Genomic DNA, 15,319 nt, shown 5'->3' with positions numbered 1-15,319 from the left:
CTTATGATGATTCTGGTAGATGATATCGTCATGATGAATCGATGGGTGCGCTTTGCGGTATTGCAAACCTTGATCCTGCTCACTACGGGCAAGTGGATTGTTCTGGCAGCTCTGGCTGGTGTAATCGTGGGGATCCCCGTGGCGGCCTTTTTGCTCCTGCTGGATGCCGGCTCGGGGGCGGTGCGGCAGTGGCAGTGGTATTTTCTTCTGGTTCCGCTGGGGCTCTTTTTGAGCAGTTTTCTGGTGAACTGGCTTGCACCTGACGCGCAGGGCCACGGCACGGAAAAGGTGATCGAGGCTCTTCACGAAAAAGAGGGTATGATGCGCCTCCGGGTTATCCCGGTGAAGATGGTGGCCACGCTGATTACCCTGATCCTGGGAGGGTCTGCGGGAAAAGAAGGCCCCAGTGCCCAGATCGGGGCGGGGGTTGCCTCGGGGGTTGCCTCGATGCTACGCATGACACCCATCGACAGACAGCGCTTTGTCCAGTGCGGGATCAGTGCGGGATTTGCCGGTGTCTTTGGTACGCCCATCGCCGCAGCACTCTTCGCGGCGGAGGTGCTGCACATCGGCCGGTTTTCCTACAATCGCTTTCTTCCTTCCCTGATCGCCTCCTACTCGGCTCTCATAGTTACCCGTGTGCTGGGGGTCAGCCACCTGAGCTATAACGTGCCTGTTCAGATCGAGACGGAGATCATCATGCTGCTCCATATGATTGGTTTCGGAGCGCTTCTGGGGCTCATGGCGATTTTGCTGGTCTCCGGTCTGACCCGAACGGAGCACCTGGTGGAGCGTATTCCCCTCTGGAAACCCCTGAAGGGGGCGCTGGCCGGGCTGGTTCTTGTGGGGATCGTTTTTCTTACGGGAACAACCAACTATCTGGGCGTTGGCACGGGTGTTGTCGATGCTGCCCTGGATGGAGAGGCTTTTCGGGGAATTGCACCGTTTTTCAAGATCATCACCACCTCCCTTACCCTGGGGTCAGGGGGAAGTGGAGGAATCCTGGGGCCGATCTTTTTTATCGGGGCCACTTCGGGTAACTATTGGGCGCAGATTCTGGGGCAGAGCGTGGGCATGTTCTCGGCGATTGGCATGGTGGCTTTTCTTGCAGCCGCTGCGAACACACCGATCGCGGCGATCATGATGGCCATGGAGCTCTTCGGGGTGGCCACCGGGAGCTATGCTGCCGTGGCCTGCGCAGTGGCGTATCTTGTGGTGGGCCATGTGAGTGTCTATCCAAGCCAGATAATTCACCAGAAGAAGCCCTTCTTCATGGATCTTGAGGTGCACCAGGTGGAACAGGTCTTTGACCGCCGGGGAATTATCAATCTTTTTCGCTCTTTTTTCCGGGGATACCGGGATAACCCCGGCAGGGGGCTTTCGCTGGAGGGAAGAACCATAGAAGAGGAATCCCAGGGGTCGGGCGACACCGACGACCGGATGGATTACTAACCCCCGGTCTGCCGTGCCGCGCCGCTCCTTCCAAGGGGCGGCACGGCCGAGGAACGTATCAGGACTTGATCAGTGCCCGGACCGAGTCAAGAACTCCCTCCATGTCCGTGAGATTCAGAGGAAGGATGACCTGGGTTTCCTTGCGGGCCAGATGGCGGAGTTCTCCCAGATACTGTTCTGCCAGTTGCAACGAGAGGGCCTCGTCACCGCTGGGGGCCTCCAGGGCCTTGGCAATCTCCCGAAGCGAGGCTGCCGTGGCGGAGGCCAGGGCTCTGATCTCTGCGGCCTGACCTTCGGCCTCGTTGATCCATTTTTCCTTTTCACCCTCGGAACGATTGATGGACTCTTCCATTTCTCCCACGGAGTGGTTGATCTTTGACTCCATTTCTCCCAGAGATCGTGCTATTTGTCCGCGTTTCTCCCGCTCTGCCCGGAGCTGGGCTTCCATGGCCTGAAGAATCTCTGAAGGGACATCGATGTTCTGGATCTCGTAGCGAGTCACTTCCACGCCCCAGGCGCTGCCGGCAGCGTCTACTTCAGCCACGATGGCGGCGTTAATGCTGTCCCGTTCCTCGAAGGTTTTGTCCAGCTCCAGTTTTCCGATGACCGAGCGCATGGTGGTTTGGGCAAGTTGAACCGTGGCGTACTCGTAATTGGTGATTCCGTAACTGGCTTTTTTGGGATCCACCACGCGATAGTAGAGAACTCCGTCTACATCGACCTTGACGTTATCCCAGGTGAAACAGGGCTGGGTGGGAACATCGATTGCCTGCTCTTTCAGGCTGTGGGTATAGGCGACGCGGTCCAGAAAGGGAACCAGAATGTGGAACCCTGCGTGAAGGGTCTTGGCATATTTGCCAAGGCGCTCGATGACCAGAACAGATTTTGCCGGTACCACCCGGAGGCTGCGGAGAATGGACACGACCAGCACCACCGAGAGGGCTGTCAGAACGACTTGCAAGGGGAAGAGAGGATTCACGAAACACCTCCTGGGGTCGTATTGGATCGAAGGGAATCAAGAACAGCCCGGAGCTGCGCAAGATCTGCGGGCAGTACGGCGGTATTGCTTGTCTGGAGGATATCGCCGAGCCTGGCCAGAAATTGCTGGGCCACCCGGCCGGCTACAGCTGATTTTCCCTGGGGCAGGTCAATTGCCGAGGCAACCAGGCTGATTCCTTCGGCCGTGGCTGCAGAGATGATTTCCGTGGCCTGGGCGCGGCCCTCGGCCTCGTTGATCCGCCGCTGCCGTTCTCCCTGGGAGAGGTTGATCGATTGCTGGCGGTCTCCCTTGGAGCTGTTGATTCTGGCTTCGCGGATTCCCTCGCTGGAAAGAACCTCGGCCCGTTTTTCCCGTTCTGCCCGGACCTGTTGCTGCATTGCTTCCATGACCGTGGCGGAGGGGGTGATATCCCGGATTTCATAGCGGGTCACCTTGATGCCCCAGGGATCGCTGGCCAGGTCAACACTGCGGACGATGGCGTCGTTGATCTGGTCCCGTTCGGAAAAGCTTCGATCCAGCTCGATTTTTCCGATCTCGGAACGCATGGTGGTCTGGGCAAGCTGGGCCGTGGCAAAGCGGTAGTCATCGATACCGTAACTGGCTTTTTCCGGATCCACCACTTGCAGATAGAGGATTCCGTCCACCGATACCTGGACGTTGTCCTTGGTGATGCACAGCTGGGGCGGGACGTCGATAACCTCTTCTTTCATGATTTGCTTGTAGGAGACCCGTTGCACTACGGGGATAACCAGGTGGAGTCCCGGACCAAGGATGGTGTGGAACTTTCCCAGTTGCTCTACAACCCAGGCTTGCTGTTCGGGGACGATCCGGATCAGCTTGAAAAAGATGGTGAAGACCAGCAGCAGTAAGAGAACCGAGCTGATATACGCGGCGAAGATAGACATGGTAACGCTCCTTAGTTGGGGGGGTGATCTCCGCCGCCTTCGGCGGAGGAATGTGGGTCCTGCTCCTTCAGGGTTGGTTCGTGTTCTTCTTCCGGGGTGACCAGGTAGGTGACGTTGTCACGGCCCAGGATTGTTACGGTAGTTCCCCGGGGGATCGCCTCGCCGGCAGAGATTGCCTGCCAGGAGGTTCCCCGGAAACGGATCCGGCCGGGGTGTTCCGGGCTGATTGGTTCTATTGTTTCGGCGGTGGCGCCCAGATCTTCTTCGAACGGGCCGGGCTGGGGCTCACCGGGGGCTCCGCAAAACCAGGCCGAGAGGTATCGCCGCAACGCCAGAAGGCTGAGGCAGCTGGTGGCTGCCCAGAGAATTATCTGGAGATGGTAGGCTCCCTGAAGATGGGGAGAGAGCGCGATCACCAGAGCGTTGAGCAGGGCTCCCAGGCCGAAGAACACCAGGATGAACTCCGGAAAGCCGAACTCTGCCAGCAACAACAGCCCTCCCATAACGGCCCAGACTGCACTGTCCATAGAATACTACTGTAGGTGTCTTGGGACGCGGTGTCAATTCAGGTTGGCGGATTGGGGAACGATCCGGCGGGGTATGCGGGGCCGGCCAGTGTCCGTTAGGGGGACGCTTCGCGCAGAAAAAAATTGTAAAATCTGTCTTAATACAGTATCATATAAAGACAGGAGATTAATATGCAGTTTGATATAGCACATGATATAAAGCCGGTTTCATACGTAAAAAGCCATACAGCAGATATGCTAAAGTATCTGGCGGAAAAACAAAGTCCAATAATTATTACACAGAATGGCGAAGCGAAAGCAGTTATGCTTGATGTGGAAAGTTATCAAGAAATGCAAAATACCATGGCAATGATGAAATTAATTAGAATCTCAGAGAAGGATATACAAGAAGGAAATTTAAAATCAACTGAAGAGGTTTTCTCTGCGCTAAGGGAAGAACTTCAGAAATGAATCCAGAATATAAAGTATTTTGGACATCTTCTGCAGAAAAAGACTTGCTTGAGATAGGAAAATACATTGCAAAAGATAATGTTGAAATTGCGCTGAAAAAAATGGCTTTGGTTGAAGAAAAAGTAAAAAGATTATCATATTTCGCAAATGAGGGAAGGTTTATTCCAGAATTATTGGAGTATGAAAATAATAAGTATAGGGAAATTTTAGTATATCCATGGCGTGTCATCTATAATTTGGAAGAAAAAAATGTAATAATTATCATGGTAATCGATGGCCGCAGAAATCTGCAGGATATTTTGTATAAAAAATTAATGAAATGAATTCGACTAACAACTGCATCAACCCGATGCGCGCTACGCGCTCACGGGTTATGCAACCCTTCAGTGTCAGGCCAGGAGTTTGTGTGAGATCAGGATTCGCTCTACCGTTTCGGCCGTGGCCTCTGATGTCTGGAGAAAAGCGGATCCGGAGTGATAAAGTGGCTGATCGGCTATAATGAGGTGGGGCCGGGCCTGGGAAGGAAGGTTTTCGAGATCTTCCGGGGCGGGAAGTGCCTGAAAGATGACCCGCCTGGCGCGGCGTGCCAGGGCTGCGAGGGTTGCCTGGTTTGCCCGGGCGCAGTCGTCTTCCGACAGGGATTCTTCGAAGGCAGGGGAGTTCCCGAAGGTGCGGAGAAACTCCTGGTAGGGATGGGCCGTAACGGTACGGAGTGCTGCGGCGAGGCTCTCTGCCAGGGCGGGATTGCCTATGACGGCAACGCGCCGGAGAAACCAGGGCCGTACCGGCGGGGGCAGATGTTCCCAGTGTGTCCAGGGGTCTTCCCGGATCATCGATGCCGAAACAGGAATATTGCTCCGCGAGGGGTCCAGGGGGATAAATTGGGCTTTCAGATGTCGGGCCAGTTCGTGGCCGTAGGGTTCCGAGGCAAAGACGCGATCGATCTGCCCGGGCACAGCCTGATGGATCGCCTGAGCCCAGAGGGCCGGGGCCTGTGGTGAATCCCGGTGGGCCTGGGGGATTTCCTGGGTGATATGGAGGACTGTGCAGTGGGGAGCAAGCTCCTGCATCCACTGAAATCGTGTTTCACCGGGGATTATTTCCGACGAGAGGGTGCAGACCAGAATATAGAGGTGGTCCACCATGGCACGCGCAAAATCGACCAGGAAGAGATGACCGTTGTGGGGGGGCATAAAACGCCCCAGGATGACGCCGTTCATTGAGAGTGGTAGAGTATGCATATCTGAAGAGGGAGAATCAATGCGAAGAGGGGTGCTTGCGGGGCTTCTTTTGCTGGGTTGTGCGGTTCCGCTCGTGGCAGATCTGCCCTATTCGGTGGAAGCAACGGTTCGAATATACGGAGAGACCGGTCACAGGAGGGATTCCCTGGCTGTGGTGGATGAGGATAAACGGGATACCTGGGAATCCGGTTCTGCCGGGGAGGTTCTGGCGCAGCACCGGGTTGTTTCGGAGAGCGCTCTTTTTCTGGTTGATCACGGCATCTATTACGATCCCGCACCGAGAAGCTGGCCCCGGACAGGAACGGGTGGAACGGGAGCGGAGAATCCGGCCCGGGCCGAGATATCCCATGAAATATACCAGGCTTTCCTGAGGTCTTCCCTGGTCCCGGGGGCTGAGCTTACTGCGGGCCGACAGATTCTGTGGGAAGAGGGAAACCCGGCGGGGTTGTTTTTCTCTGTTACCGACGGATTGCACCCCCGGGGGGCGTTGCGGGACCGAAATCCCGGTTTTGACGGGGTGGAATTTCGGTTCGGTGGTGATTCCCGGCGGTTTCTTTCAGCCGCCCTGGCGTTTCAGGATGCCTTTGACGATACCGAGGGGACAGACACGCCCTGGCGCCTGGTCCGGGGAGCGTTCACGGCAGAGAGGGCTCTCTCGGAAGAACTTCGGTGGGGTGGAACGGTGGTGATGCAGAGAGACACCATGGTGCGACCCGGTGTGTATGCCTCCCGGGGGGGGGAACGCTTTCTGGGAGGGACAGAAATTGCCCTGGAGTGTTACAACCCCCACGAGCAGGACTGGCAACCCCGTGTTCTGGCGGGATTCTCCGGTGGGTTCCGGGAGGAGCTTCCCCAGGGGGGCTATCTGGAACTGACGGGAGAGTATCATTATAACGGTCTTGCCCTGAACCACACGAGCCAGGATCCTCCCTTTCAGGTAACCAGCGATGGAGCGGGCGCCTTTCTGCGCCCCGGAGAACACTACCTTCAGATGAGGCTTCGTCTGGAGGGATCTTCGCGCTGGCGAAGCGAACACCGGGTCACGCGGAACCTGGACGATCAGAGTATGCTGGTGGAACAGGAGATCCTCTTTCTGGGGATCCTTCCCTTTGAGGCGGGGGCCGAGATCATCTGGACCAGCGGGGCCGCCGACAGCGAGTTCGGTGCTTTTCAGGAAGATCTGCTGCTCCGGCTTTTTGCGGGAGTTCGGTTCTAGTCTCGTGTCCCGGGTGGTACAGGTTTTCCTCTGGGGCGGTTTTCTGCGAGTCCGATCCCTGATATGATCCGCCTTCCATGGCACAAAAGTTTTTCTCTTTTCTTGCGGTTGCGGCCCTGGTTGTTTCGGGGGGCCCTCTGGGGGCTCTTCCCTGGGACTGGTACGAGGTTTCGCCCGCTTTTCCCTATGAACTCTCGCTCCGCCGCGAGGTGGCGATTACCGCTACCGGTCTGGGTCTTACCGGTCTCAGTTATCTTCTGGAAGAGACAAATCCCCATACCACGGCGGCGGAATACGGGCCCGAACGGCTCGACAAGAGTGACATCAACCCCCTGGACCGGCTGGTGGTGAATCGGTACAACGAGACGCTGCAGGTTACGGGGCACGCCCTCTTTTTTGTGGCCCTCCTGGCACCGTTCCCTGCAGCGGCAAATCGCAACTTCTCCGAACTTTTTACCCTGGGGATGATGTACGGCCAGACCCTGCTTCTTTCCTACGGATCCAAGGAGACACTTCTCCATTTTTTCCCGCGCTACCGGCCCCATGCCTATTACGATGATACGCCAAAGGAGCACATGACCGATCAGGGATCCCGGAAATCCTTCTTTTCGGGACATGCCACCCACACCTTTGCCGCAGCGACCTTTGCAACGGTTATCATGGCCGATCTGGAGATGGAGCGCAGGACCCGGTATATGGTGAGTGCCGCCTCCTACGGGCTTGCCACGGGAGTCGCTGTGTCCCGTGTGGCGGCAGGGAGACACTTCATTACCGATGTTGCTGCGGGAATGGTCTGGGGAAGCGCCGTGGGCTGGCTTGTTCCAGCATTGCACCGCAGAAATACCGAGGCGCCCTTCCAGCTGGCTCCCACTCTGGATGAGGAGGGGTTGGGCCTGGAGGTTCGTGTTCCGTTGCGGTAGACGACGCCTGCGAGGGCGGCCTTACGGCCGGGACGAGACCGGAAAGGGGTTGGTGAAGGTGATTCCGTCGGATCGTTTCCGATGCAGTTCTGCCCGGACGTAGCGATCGATTCCCGGAATATCCCGGTAGGGAAGGGTCTCTCCCCGGTGGACCTCTCGCCCCAGAGATATCCAGCGCAGAGACAGGTCTTCCTCACTGGAACGAATGGTCACGGTTCCCTCCCGGGGGTCGTGGATGATGTGGGTGATGTCCGGAGCTGAGGTGGCCGTGGTAGTGTGGGACGTGTAGAAGGCTCCCCGTTCCATGGCAGAGCGCACCGTCCGGGGTGTTGCTTCTTCCAGGGGAAAGACAGAAAAGGCGTAGCCGATGTGGCCCAGCCGGTGGGCGTCGTCCGAGGCGAATCCCCAGAGGGGCCGCTCGGGCATCAGGGCCGAGAGAAGGGAATCCCAGAGATACCTGTCCTGGGGATATCGGTTATTCCGGTTTATGATTTCCAGACCCAGCAGATGGGGATACTCGAGGAAGAGATCGTAATACCATTCCAGGGAGTGAGAGTAGCGGCCGGGATGAAAGAGAACGGCCGCGCCCTGGCGCTGGCCGATCTGCTTCAGCACATCCTGGATGGTGATCTCCGCCCGGCGTTGTCCAAGACGGCCCACAATGGGACGGTAGCGGCGGCCGGCGATGTTGTAATTGGTAAAATAGCTGCCCAGATGGTGCACATCGGATATCTCGTTCCCCATAATTCGGATCATTTCCGGGTAGTTTTCCTGGCTGGTGTGATCGGGATCGGGCCAGGGCCAGGTCACGTGGTTGTGATCGGTAATGGCAAGGATGGTGTAGCCCCGCTGCTGGTATTCCTGGATCATGCGTCGGGGTGAGTAGAGGCCATCGCTGTAACGGGTGTGGGTGTGGAGATTTGCCTTGTGGGGAGTTGCTCTGGACCAGTCGATTTCCTGATAGGGGTTGTGGAGAAGGATATCCCGGGGCGGAAGATCTTCCGGGAGCGGAACGGTATACAGGGGGTGCCCTTCTGCAGGGGATCCTGTCGGCGCGGGACCGGAGGCGGCTCGAAAAAAGAACGGGAATGCCACAAAAAGAACAGGGATAAAGAGAGCGCCCGCGAGAATCGTCTTCATCATGGTTTGATTATAGCATTCTTCCCCGGGTCTGCTATACTGGTGGCCATTATGAGGTGGCCATGGCCCGGCTGGAGTACGGTATCGATTGAACGCAAGGTCCGTTTGGTCATTTCTATCTTTGCAGCAACGCTTATCATTTTGGTGACGGTAGTTCTTGGTCATCAGGCCTATCGAAGACTTCGGGTACAGCGCCTGGAAAGTACCAGACAAAGCCTGGTGCTGGTTCGGGAAAAAATTGAACTTCTCGGAGAGAGTATCGAGCATTACTCCCGACTTATCAGTGCTTCTCCGACGGTTCAGGAGGCTCTGCGGGAACGACAAGGTGATTCGGGACCTCCCTCGTTTGAAATGACACGACGCGTACACGGTCCCATGAACAGCATTGTCTATCCTCGATCCAAGGTAGATTCCTTGATAATTCATGATCGCGAAGGCTACCGTTTTGCTTCAGGCTTTCTGTCGGCAGTGGAGGATATTCCTCGAGACGCTCGCCTGTGGTTGCTGGAAAACCGGGGAGAACTGCTCTGGCGTCCTACCCATAGCAGAAATCATACTCGTGACGGGCGACCTCTCCCGCTTCTTTCACTGGCTCGGGCAATCTACGACTGGAACACCGGAAATCATCTGGGATTTGTTGAAATTTACCTGGCCGAGCGCACCCTGGCTGATTTCTACGAGGAGGTTTCTCTGGGCCCTGGAAGTGAGATCTATTTGATTGATCGCCAGGGCGTGATTATTTCTGCTCGAAACAAGGATCGACTTTTTACCCGTCTCGAATCATTTCGCTCTGGCCAGGTTCAGGTTTCCCGGGGGCAGTCTCTCTTCTTCTTTGAGACGATACCGGCCACAGGGTGGGCTGTAGCAGGTGCAATTCCCCGTGGATTGGTTTTCCGGGATCTTTTCCCGGCGCTTTTGACGTTCGGGTTTTTGGGATTTCTGGGTGTGTTGGTTACCATTGTGGCGGCCAGAGTTATTGCTTCCTGGTTTTCTCAGCCCCTTCGTGCCATGGCAGAAACGATGAACGACGTTGCCGCTGGGGATATGGAAGTTCGGGTGGAGATAACAAATCGGGACGAGCTGGGACATCTGGCCCGAACGTTCAATGAAATGCTGGACAGAATTTCGTCTCTTCTGGAAGAAATCAGAGAGAGTCATGAGGCGGAGCGGGAACAGGCTCTTGAGGCGATGCGGCTGCGGATGAATCCACACTTTCTCTACAACACGTTGGATACCGTGGCCGGTCTGGCCGAAACTGGGGCGGCTCATGATATTCCGTCCTTTATTCAGACGCTGTGTCGATTTTATCGTCGGGTTCTGGGTGGGGGCCGGAGCGTTTCCACAATAGGCGAGGAGCTCGCTCTCTGCGATGATTACCTGAAACTACTCCAGGTTCGGTATCGGGGGGCTTTCGCATGGAAGATAGAAGCGGATCCGCTGATTTCTGAAGTCCCCTTGCCGAGGATGCTGCTCCAGCCAGTGGTGGAAAATGCGATTTTGCATGGCCTGAAACCTTCTCCCCGAGGAGGGCTTTGCACCATAAGGGCCACTTCAGAAATTGAGGGGGCCTTGATACGGGTTCATGACGATGGTGCAGGGTTTTCTCCCGGAAGTCACAGAAAAGGGTTTGGTTTGTCCAGTGTAACCGAACGGCTGGAGACGGCTTTTGGCTTCTCCGGTCTTGTTCAGGTTCATTCAAAGCCCGGTGAGGGAACGGAGGTCTGCCTTCTGATTCCCCGGGCAGGGAAATACCCGCGATTAAGAGAAGGTCTGGAGAACAGGTGAGAGAGGAAAAAACCGTTCTGCTTGTGGATGACGAACCTCTGGCGCTGGATCGTCTTCGGGGTGCTTTCTCTTGGGAAGAGGCAGGTTTCTCGCGTATTCTCCTGGCCTGTGATGGGGCGGAAGCACTTCGGTGTTGTCGCGAAGAGACCATTTCGTTGGTCGTAACCGATGTCGTTATGCCTCGTCTTGATGGTTTATCACTGGTGGAAACCCTTCGTCGAGAGGAGTACCAGGGAGAGGTAATCGTTTTGACGGGACACGATGACTTTTCCTTTGCGCGTCGGGCTTTGCGATCCCGTGTGCGGGACTATGTGCTCAAACCGGTGGATTCAGAGGAGCTCCTTCGGGCAGTGCGAGAAGTGGTTATGTCCCAGAAAAGGAAGGATCCTTCAGAACGGCTCTGGTTTACACCATCTCCTTTGATCCAGGGGGAGAGGGTTCTATGCGTGGCGGTTCAAGGATTTGGTCTCTTTCCCGATTCACCGAGCCTGCTCAGCCGCGAAGTCCTCCTCTGGGTGGAAAAAGTCCTTTTTCCCGGCCTCCCGGTGAAGGAGGTTTTGCTCGGTCAGGAATGTGATGCCGCGGGAGTGGTCTTGTTTTTCCGAGGCCAGACAATTGAATATTCCTCTATCACTGCCCTTTTGAACCCGGCAGAGGATCTTCGTCAGGGTCTGTGTGCCGGTGTTGTTCTGGGCGAGGTTGAAACGGAGGATTTCGACCGTTCTGCGGCTCAGATCTGGGCTACCTTGGCAAAAGAGAGGGCGTTGACGAGACGGTTTTTTCCGGATGCTCCCCTGGAGCAATCGTGTTCGGCTGAAGCTGTTGGGTCTGCTGGTGCGGTTGAACCTGATATGATTCGGGGAATTCAGGTTCAGATCTTTGCCGCCTTGATGCAGCGCGATGCTCACCTGGTTGGAGAGTTTCTGGAAAAACTTTTTACCCTGCTGGGGGAACGGCTCCCGTCGTATCGTGTTCTGGAACATGTTCTGGCCGATCTGTTTTTGTATGTTTTTGCGTACGATACCCGGGGAAGGGATAGGGTTCTTCCTCGGGAGGTTGCCGAGATTCTCGGAAACTCCCGTGATCTGGAAGATGCCCGGTGTCAGCTTGTACAACGACTGACTGGAGAGTTTTCCCGGTTATCTTCTCCTTGCTCGCCCGCTTTGCGCCATGTCGATGCTGCGCGGCAGGTTATGGAAGAACGCTTTGCCGATTCCCGTTTGTCCCTGAATGAGATAGCTCAGGGAGCTGCGGCGAATCCAAGTTACCTTTCCACGCTGTTCAAGCAACAAACGGGGCAATCTGTGACAGAGTATCTTACCGCTCGAAGGCTGGAACACGCGCTTACGGTTATGCGTGAGGGTGCTTCTGACCTGGGGGAAGTTGCCTCGGCCTGTGGGTACCAGGATCCTTACTACTTTAGCCGTTGCTTTAAGCGTCACTACGGCGAAGCTCCCTCGGTCGTTCTCCGGCGATTTCGACAAAAGACAAAATAAATCCGAAATCTTCCAATAAGAATCCATTCACGGTACGAAAAAGGCGGTGGACAATACCAGCAGGCCAGATGCATGCCGCGATCTGGAATTACGAAAGGAGTTGGTATGCGAATAATTCGGACCGGGATTGCTGTTGTAATGGTTTCTCTCTTTTTTTGCGGTGTTTCCGGTGATGTCCGTGCTGGCGGTACTGGAGAACGAAAGGGAGGCCGCCAGGAGATTCGTGTTCAAACCCGTTGGGCCAGTGATGCTCCCCATGAGGCCGCGTTTCAGCAACTGTTACGGGATTTCGATGATCTTCACGAGAATGTGAGAGTCGTCGATGAATCGGTGGGAAATGAGATCTCTTTCAACGATCGGCTGCGAACGGCGATTGCTACCGGGAATACTCCTGACGTGGTCTATACCTTGGGAGGGGCTGCTTTTCGGCAATACGCAGAAAACGGGGTCTATCTGAATCTGGAACCTTTTTTGACGGAAGATCCGGAATGGCAGGATTTCTTTCTTCCCCTTTTTGAAAACTGGCAGTTTCAAGATCTGGAGGGAGTATATGGTGTTCCCTACGAATCATATGGGGTGGGAATATTCTATAACAGGCAGATCTTCCGGGACCTGGGACTTGAACCTCCGAGGACAGTTGAAGATTTCGAGATAGTGGCCGAGGCCCTCATGGAAAAAGGGATTGTTCCCATGGCGATTGGAAACCATGCGATCTGGCGGGGCGGTCATCTCTTTACAAATCTGATGCTCAAGCGCCATGGAGCGGAGATTGCCCACGGTCTGGCCGATCGATCGATTCGGTGGGATGGTCCCGAGGTGCTCGAGGTGCTTGACCTGATTGATAACTGGCACAGGCGGGGGTTTTTTGGGGACAACGTGGTGACGGCCTCTCACAACGAAGAAGTAGCGCTTTTTCATGGTGGTGATACTGCCATGCATATGGACGGAAGTTGGTACATCGGTTCTGCGAATGCTTCGCCTCTGGCTGAGCATATAGGGTTTATTCCTTTTCCTTCCTTTGCTGACTATCCTCAGCACCGAAGGGTCTGGATGGGAGGTGCTGCCGGGGGTCTTTCTCTTTCAGGGACCATGTCGCCTGAACGGCAGGAGATTGTTATTTCCCTGTTGAAGTTCCTGACTTCTCCCGAGGCTTTTGCCACGATTCAGGAGGCTGTGGGTGGTGGAGTTTACCCGGTTCGTCTGGAGGTGGATTCTGACGCCGTAGACCGGCTGACAGCGGAGCATGCGCAGGCACTTGCAGACGCCCAGGCTCTTCGAACCGATCTGGATTCCTACGATTCTCTTCCGCAGATGACTGATCGTCTCAGGAACAGCATTCAGGGGATGTTTGCAGGACAGACCCCCCGAGAAGCTGCCCGGGAGATTCAGCAGGAAGTGGACCGGGGTGGCCGGTAAGTCAAGGGCTTGAGCGAGGAGGTCCCCGATGATGGAGTCCAGGTCGGCCAGGCCGGTTTTTTCCACCCTCTGTTTTCTGATGCCGGCGGTGCTTTTGTACGTGGGTTGCATGGTCTACCCAATAGTTGATGCGATTCATTTGAGTTTCCATACCTGGAACGGTATTCCCGTTTCTCCTTTGGAGTTTCGGGGGTTTGATAATTACCGGTTCGTTTTGGAGAGTCAGGAGTTCCGGGTGGCCCTGCGAAACGTGGGGGTCTTTCTATTGCAGGGAGTTCTCTTTCAGGGGCCTCTTGCTTTTGTCCTGGCGCTGGTTGTTACGTCGACGCTTCGGGGTGCCCGATTGTTCAAGGTTGCGTATTTCCTGCCCGTGGTTCTTCCGGTTACGGCCGTGGGCATCCTGTGGAAACACATCATGAATCCAGCCACGGGGGCCATAAACACCTTCTTTCGGACTGCGGGATTCTCCGGTCTTGCTCAAAACTGGCTCGGAGATCCCCAGATGGCAATTTTTTCGGTGGCCTTCGTGAGCGCCTGGGTTTTTGCGGGGCTGAACATGATCATATTTTCGGCAGGTCTGGTTTCAATTCCCGACGAGTTATACCAGGCCGGCGCCATTGACGGAGTGGGATATCTGGGCGCGCTGTTTCACATTACGGTTCCCCTGATGCGGGAAAGCTTCCGCCTCTATTTCATCCTGATGGTGACGGGCTCACTGAAGGTTTTCGACATGATTTTCGTGATGACCGGTGGGGGGCCAAATGGCGCATCCGATGTCCCTGTGACGATGCTCTATTATCAGGCCTTTAATTATTCCCGTTTTGGTGTTGGAAGCGCTATCGGAGTTATCGTGTTACTCCTGAGTCTGCTTGCGACGGGTGTGCTTCAGAAATTATTCGCCCCCAGGGAGGATCTATGATCGTTCAGACCTGTGGCTCCAGGAGATTTCTCTCGGCAGGACGTCTGGGCGGGTACTGCTTTGCCGGAATATGGGCATTGCTCACCCTGTATCCCCTGGTCTTTTCCATTCTCTCGTCCTTCAAATCCACCGACGAGATCTATTATAACCCTTTTGCTTTGCCGCAGATTTGGCGGATTGGAAATTATGCTGCTGCCTTTGGCCGCCACAACATGGTTCTGGCAATCGGGAATAGTCTGTTTTTCGGAATAGGAGCAACCGCCTTGGTGCTGGTGACGGCAAGTATGGCCGCCTTTGCTCTGGCGCGGTACCGATTGCGATATCTGCCCTGGGTGTTTCTCTTCTTTGCGTTGGGAATCATGATTCCGATCCATTCAACCCTGATACCCCTGGTTCGCATGATTAACCGGGCAGGCCTGGCAAATCGCTATTCTTCGTTGATTGTTCTCTACAGCGGGTTCAGTGTTCCCCTGGCGGTGTTAATCATCACCGGGTTTATGCGGGGAATCCCGGCGCAGCTGGAGGAGAGCGCGATTATCGACGGAGCCAGGCCAGGGCATGTGCTCTTTCGGATTGTACTTCCCCTGAGTACACCGGCTCTTGCCACAGCGGGAATCATTACCTTTCGGGGGATCTACAACGATTTGATTTTTGCCTTGCTTTTTATAAATCGCCCCAGAATGAATACGATCTCCCTGGCGCTTTTGCGATTCCAGGGATCCTGGCACATTGAGCTGGGACCTGTCTTTGCTGCGGTGACGGTGGCGATCATACCCATGATTGTAATTTATATGCTCTTTCAGGAACGAATTGAGCATGGTTTGGCGGCGGGCGCCCTGAAGGAGTAAAGGC

General features: G+C 55.5%; 15 protein-coding genes. 10 read left to right on the top strand and 5 right to left on the bottom strand.

The annotated features are described in order from the left end of the window. The first annotated feature begins 3 nt into the window (after nt 1-3). Nucleotides 4-1,452, top strand: coding sequence for a chloride channel protein (locus tag BW950_RS04215; protein WP_083943712.1), 1,449 nt, complete (start codon nt 4-6; stop codon nt 1,450-1,452). A 58-nt stretch (nt 1,453-1,510) separates the two neighbouring features. On the opposite strand, the gene BW950_RS04210 is transcribed toward BW950_RS04215, so the two are convergent. The 3 genes from BW950_RS04210 to BW950_RS04200 are packed head-to-tail and all read right to left on the bottom strand — an operon-like array spanning nt 1,511 to nt 3,884. Further along, nucleotides 1,511-2,431 (bottom strand): SPFH domain-containing protein, encoded by a 921-nt coding sequence (locus BW950_RS04210; protein ID WP_076488047.1) that lies wholly within the window; start codon nt 2,429-2,431, stop codon nt 1,511-1,513. Next, on the bottom strand, nt 2,428-3,357 hold the full coding sequence (locus BW950_RS04205) for an SPFH domain-containing protein (protein ID WP_076488046.1): 930 nt from the start codon (nt 3,355-3,357) through the stop codon (nt 2,428-2,430). Before BW950_RS04205 ends, BW950_RS04210 begins: the two co-directional genes overlap by 4 nt. Nucleotides 3,358-3,368: 11 nt before the next feature. Next, complete coding sequence (locus BW950_RS04200; RefSeq protein ID WP_076488045.1) at nt 3,369-3,884, bottom strand: NfeD family protein; 516 nt, start codon at nt 3,882-3,884, stop codon at nt 3,369-3,371. A 171-nt stretch (nt 3,885-4,055) separates the two neighbouring features. Between BW950_RS04200 and BW950_RS04195 the strand changes: the two genes are divergently transcribed. Continuing rightward, a complete protein-coding gene (locus BW950_RS04195; protein WP_076488044.1) occupies nt 4,056-4,334 on the top strand; it encodes a type II toxin-antitoxin system Phd/YefM family antitoxin in 279 nt (92 codons plus the stop codon). Further along, a complete protein-coding gene (locus BW950_RS04190) occupies nt 4,331-4,657 on the top strand; it encodes a type II toxin-antitoxin system RelE/ParE family toxin (RefSeq protein WP_076488043.1) in 327 nt (108 codons plus the stop codon). The genes BW950_RS04195 and BW950_RS04190 overlap by 4 nt, the downstream gene beginning before the upstream one ends. 66 nt (nt 4,658-4,723) lie before the next feature. Here BW950_RS04190 and BW950_RS04185 read toward each other — a convergent pair whose 3' ends face one another. Then, entirely contained in the window at nt 4,724-5,575 is an 852-nt protein-coding gene (locus tag BW950_RS04185; protein ID WP_083943711.1) for an adenylyltransferase/cytidyltransferase family protein, read from the bottom strand. Nucleotides 5,576-5,594: 19 nt separating this feature from the next. On the opposite strand from BW950_RS04185, the gene BW950_RS04180 reads away from it, so the two are divergent. Then, a complete protein-coding gene (locus BW950_RS04180) occupies nt 5,595-6,791 on the top strand; it encodes a hypothetical protein (RefSeq protein WP_076488041.1) in 1,197 nt (398 codons plus the stop codon). A 77-nt stretch (nt 6,792-6,868) separates the two neighbouring features. Then, nucleotides 6,869-7,711 carry a phosphatase PAP2 family protein gene (locus BW950_RS04175; RefSeq protein WP_076488040.1) on the top strand — a complete coding sequence of 281 codons (843 nt, stop codon included), beginning with the start codon at nt 6,869-6,871 and terminating at the stop codon, nt 7,709-7,711. 21 nt (nt 7,712-7,732) lie between these two features. Here the strand turns inward: BW950_RS04175 and BW950_RS04170 are convergent, their stop codons facing one another. Continuing rightward, nucleotides 7,733-8,854, bottom strand: a complete 1,122-nt coding sequence (locus tag BW950_RS04170; RefSeq protein ID WP_076488039.1) for a PHP domain-containing protein — start codon at nt 8,852-8,854, stop codon at nt 7,733-7,735. A 48-nt stretch (nt 8,855-8,902) separates the two neighbouring features. Here BW950_RS04170 and BW950_RS04165 point away from each other — a divergent pair, with 48 nt between their 5' ends. The 5 genes from BW950_RS04165 to BW950_RS04145 all read left to right on the top strand — a co-directional run bounded on the left by BW950_RS04165 (nt 8,903) and on the right by BW950_RS04145 (nt 15,315). Beyond that, nucleotides 8,903-10,636, top strand: coding sequence for a sensor histidine kinase (locus tag BW950_RS04165; protein ID WP_083943710.1), 1,734 nt, complete (start codon nt 8,903-8,905; stop codon nt 10,634-10,636). Next, nucleotides 10,633-12,132 carry a response regulator transcription factor gene (locus BW950_RS04160; protein ID WP_076488037.1) on the top strand — a complete coding sequence of 500 codons (1,500 nt, stop codon included), beginning with the start codon at nt 10,633-10,635 and terminating at the stop codon, nt 12,130-12,132. Before BW950_RS04165 ends, BW950_RS04160 begins: the two co-directional genes overlap by 4 nt. A gap of 105 nt (nt 12,133-12,237) precedes the next feature. Continuing rightward, nucleotides 12,238-13,548: an ABC transporter substrate-binding protein gene (locus BW950_RS04155; protein ID WP_076488036.1), complete on the top strand. Its 1,311-nt coding sequence runs from the start codon at nt 12,238-12,240 to the stop codon at nt 13,546-13,548. Nucleotides 13,549-13,576: 28 nt separating this feature from the next. Then, nucleotides 13,577-14,467 (top strand): carbohydrate ABC transporter permease, encoded by an 891-nt coding sequence (locus BW950_RS04150; protein ID WP_076488035.1) that lies wholly within the window; start codon nt 13,577-13,579, stop codon nt 14,465-14,467. Next, complete coding sequence (locus BW950_RS04145) at nt 14,464-15,315, top strand: carbohydrate ABC transporter permease (RefSeq protein WP_076488034.1); 852 nt, start codon at nt 14,464-14,466, stop codon at nt 15,313-15,315. The genes BW950_RS04150 and BW950_RS04145 overlap by 4 nt, the downstream gene beginning before the upstream one ends. The last annotated feature ends 4 nt before the right edge of the window (nt 15,316-15,319 follow it).

The sequence above is a fragment of the Alkalispirochaeta americana genome, assembly GCF_900156105.1.
Lineage (GTDB): Bacteria > Spirochaetota > Spirochaetia > DSM-27196 > Alkalispirochaetaceae > Alkalispirochaeta > Alkalispirochaeta americana.
This window is presented reverse-complemented; position numbering and strand designations above follow the sequence as displayed.

Coding starts and splice junctions, on each gene's coding strand:
- BW950_RS04185 (WP_083943711.1), bottom strand. CDS start 5,575: ATGCATACTCTACCACTCTCAATGAACGGCGTCATCCTGGGGCGTTTT.
- BW950_RS04180 (WP_076488041.1), top strand. CDS start 5,595: ATGCGAAGAGGGGTGCTTGCGGGGCTTCTTTTGCTGGGTTGTGCGGTT.
- BW950_RS04205 (WP_076488046.1), bottom strand. CDS start 3,357: ATGTCTATCTTCGCCGCGTATATCAGCTCGGTTCTCTTACTGCTGCTG.
- BW950_RS04215 (WP_083943712.1), top strand. CDS start 4: ATGATGATTCTGGTAGATGATATCGTCATGATGAATCGATGGGTGCGC.
- BW950_RS04190 (WP_076488043.1), top strand. CDS start 4,331: ATGAATCCAGAATATAAAGTATTTTGGACATCTTCTGCAGAAAAAGAC.
- BW950_RS04145 (WP_076488034.1), top strand. CDS start 14,464: ATGATCGTTCAGACCTGTGGCTCCAGGAGATTTCTCTCGGCAGGACGT.
- BW950_RS04195 (WP_076488044.1), top strand. CDS start 4,056: ATGCAGTTTGATATAGCACATGATATAAAGCCGGTTTCATACGTAAAA.
- BW950_RS04155 (WP_076488036.1), top strand. CDS start 12,238: ATGCGAATAATTCGGACCGGGATTGCTGTTGTAATGGTTTCTCTCTTT.
- BW950_RS04165 (WP_083943710.1), top strand. CDS start 8,903: ATGAGGTGGCCATGGCCCGGCTGGAGTACGGTATCGATTGAACGCAAG.
- BW950_RS04150 (WP_076488035.1), top strand. CDS start 13,577: ATGATGGAGTCCAGGTCGGCCAGGCCGGTTTTTTCCACCCTCTGTTTT.
- BW950_RS04175 (WP_076488040.1), top strand. CDS start 6,869: ATGGCACAAAAGTTTTTCTCTTTTCTTGCGGTTGCGGCCCTGGTTGTT.
- BW950_RS04200 (WP_076488045.1), bottom strand. CDS start 3,884: ATGGACAGTGCAGTCTGGGCCGTTATGGGAGGGCTGTTGTTGCTGGCA.
- BW950_RS04170 (WP_076488039.1), bottom strand. CDS start 8,854: ATGATGAAGACGATTCTCGCGGGCGCTCTCTTTATCCCTGTTCTTTTT.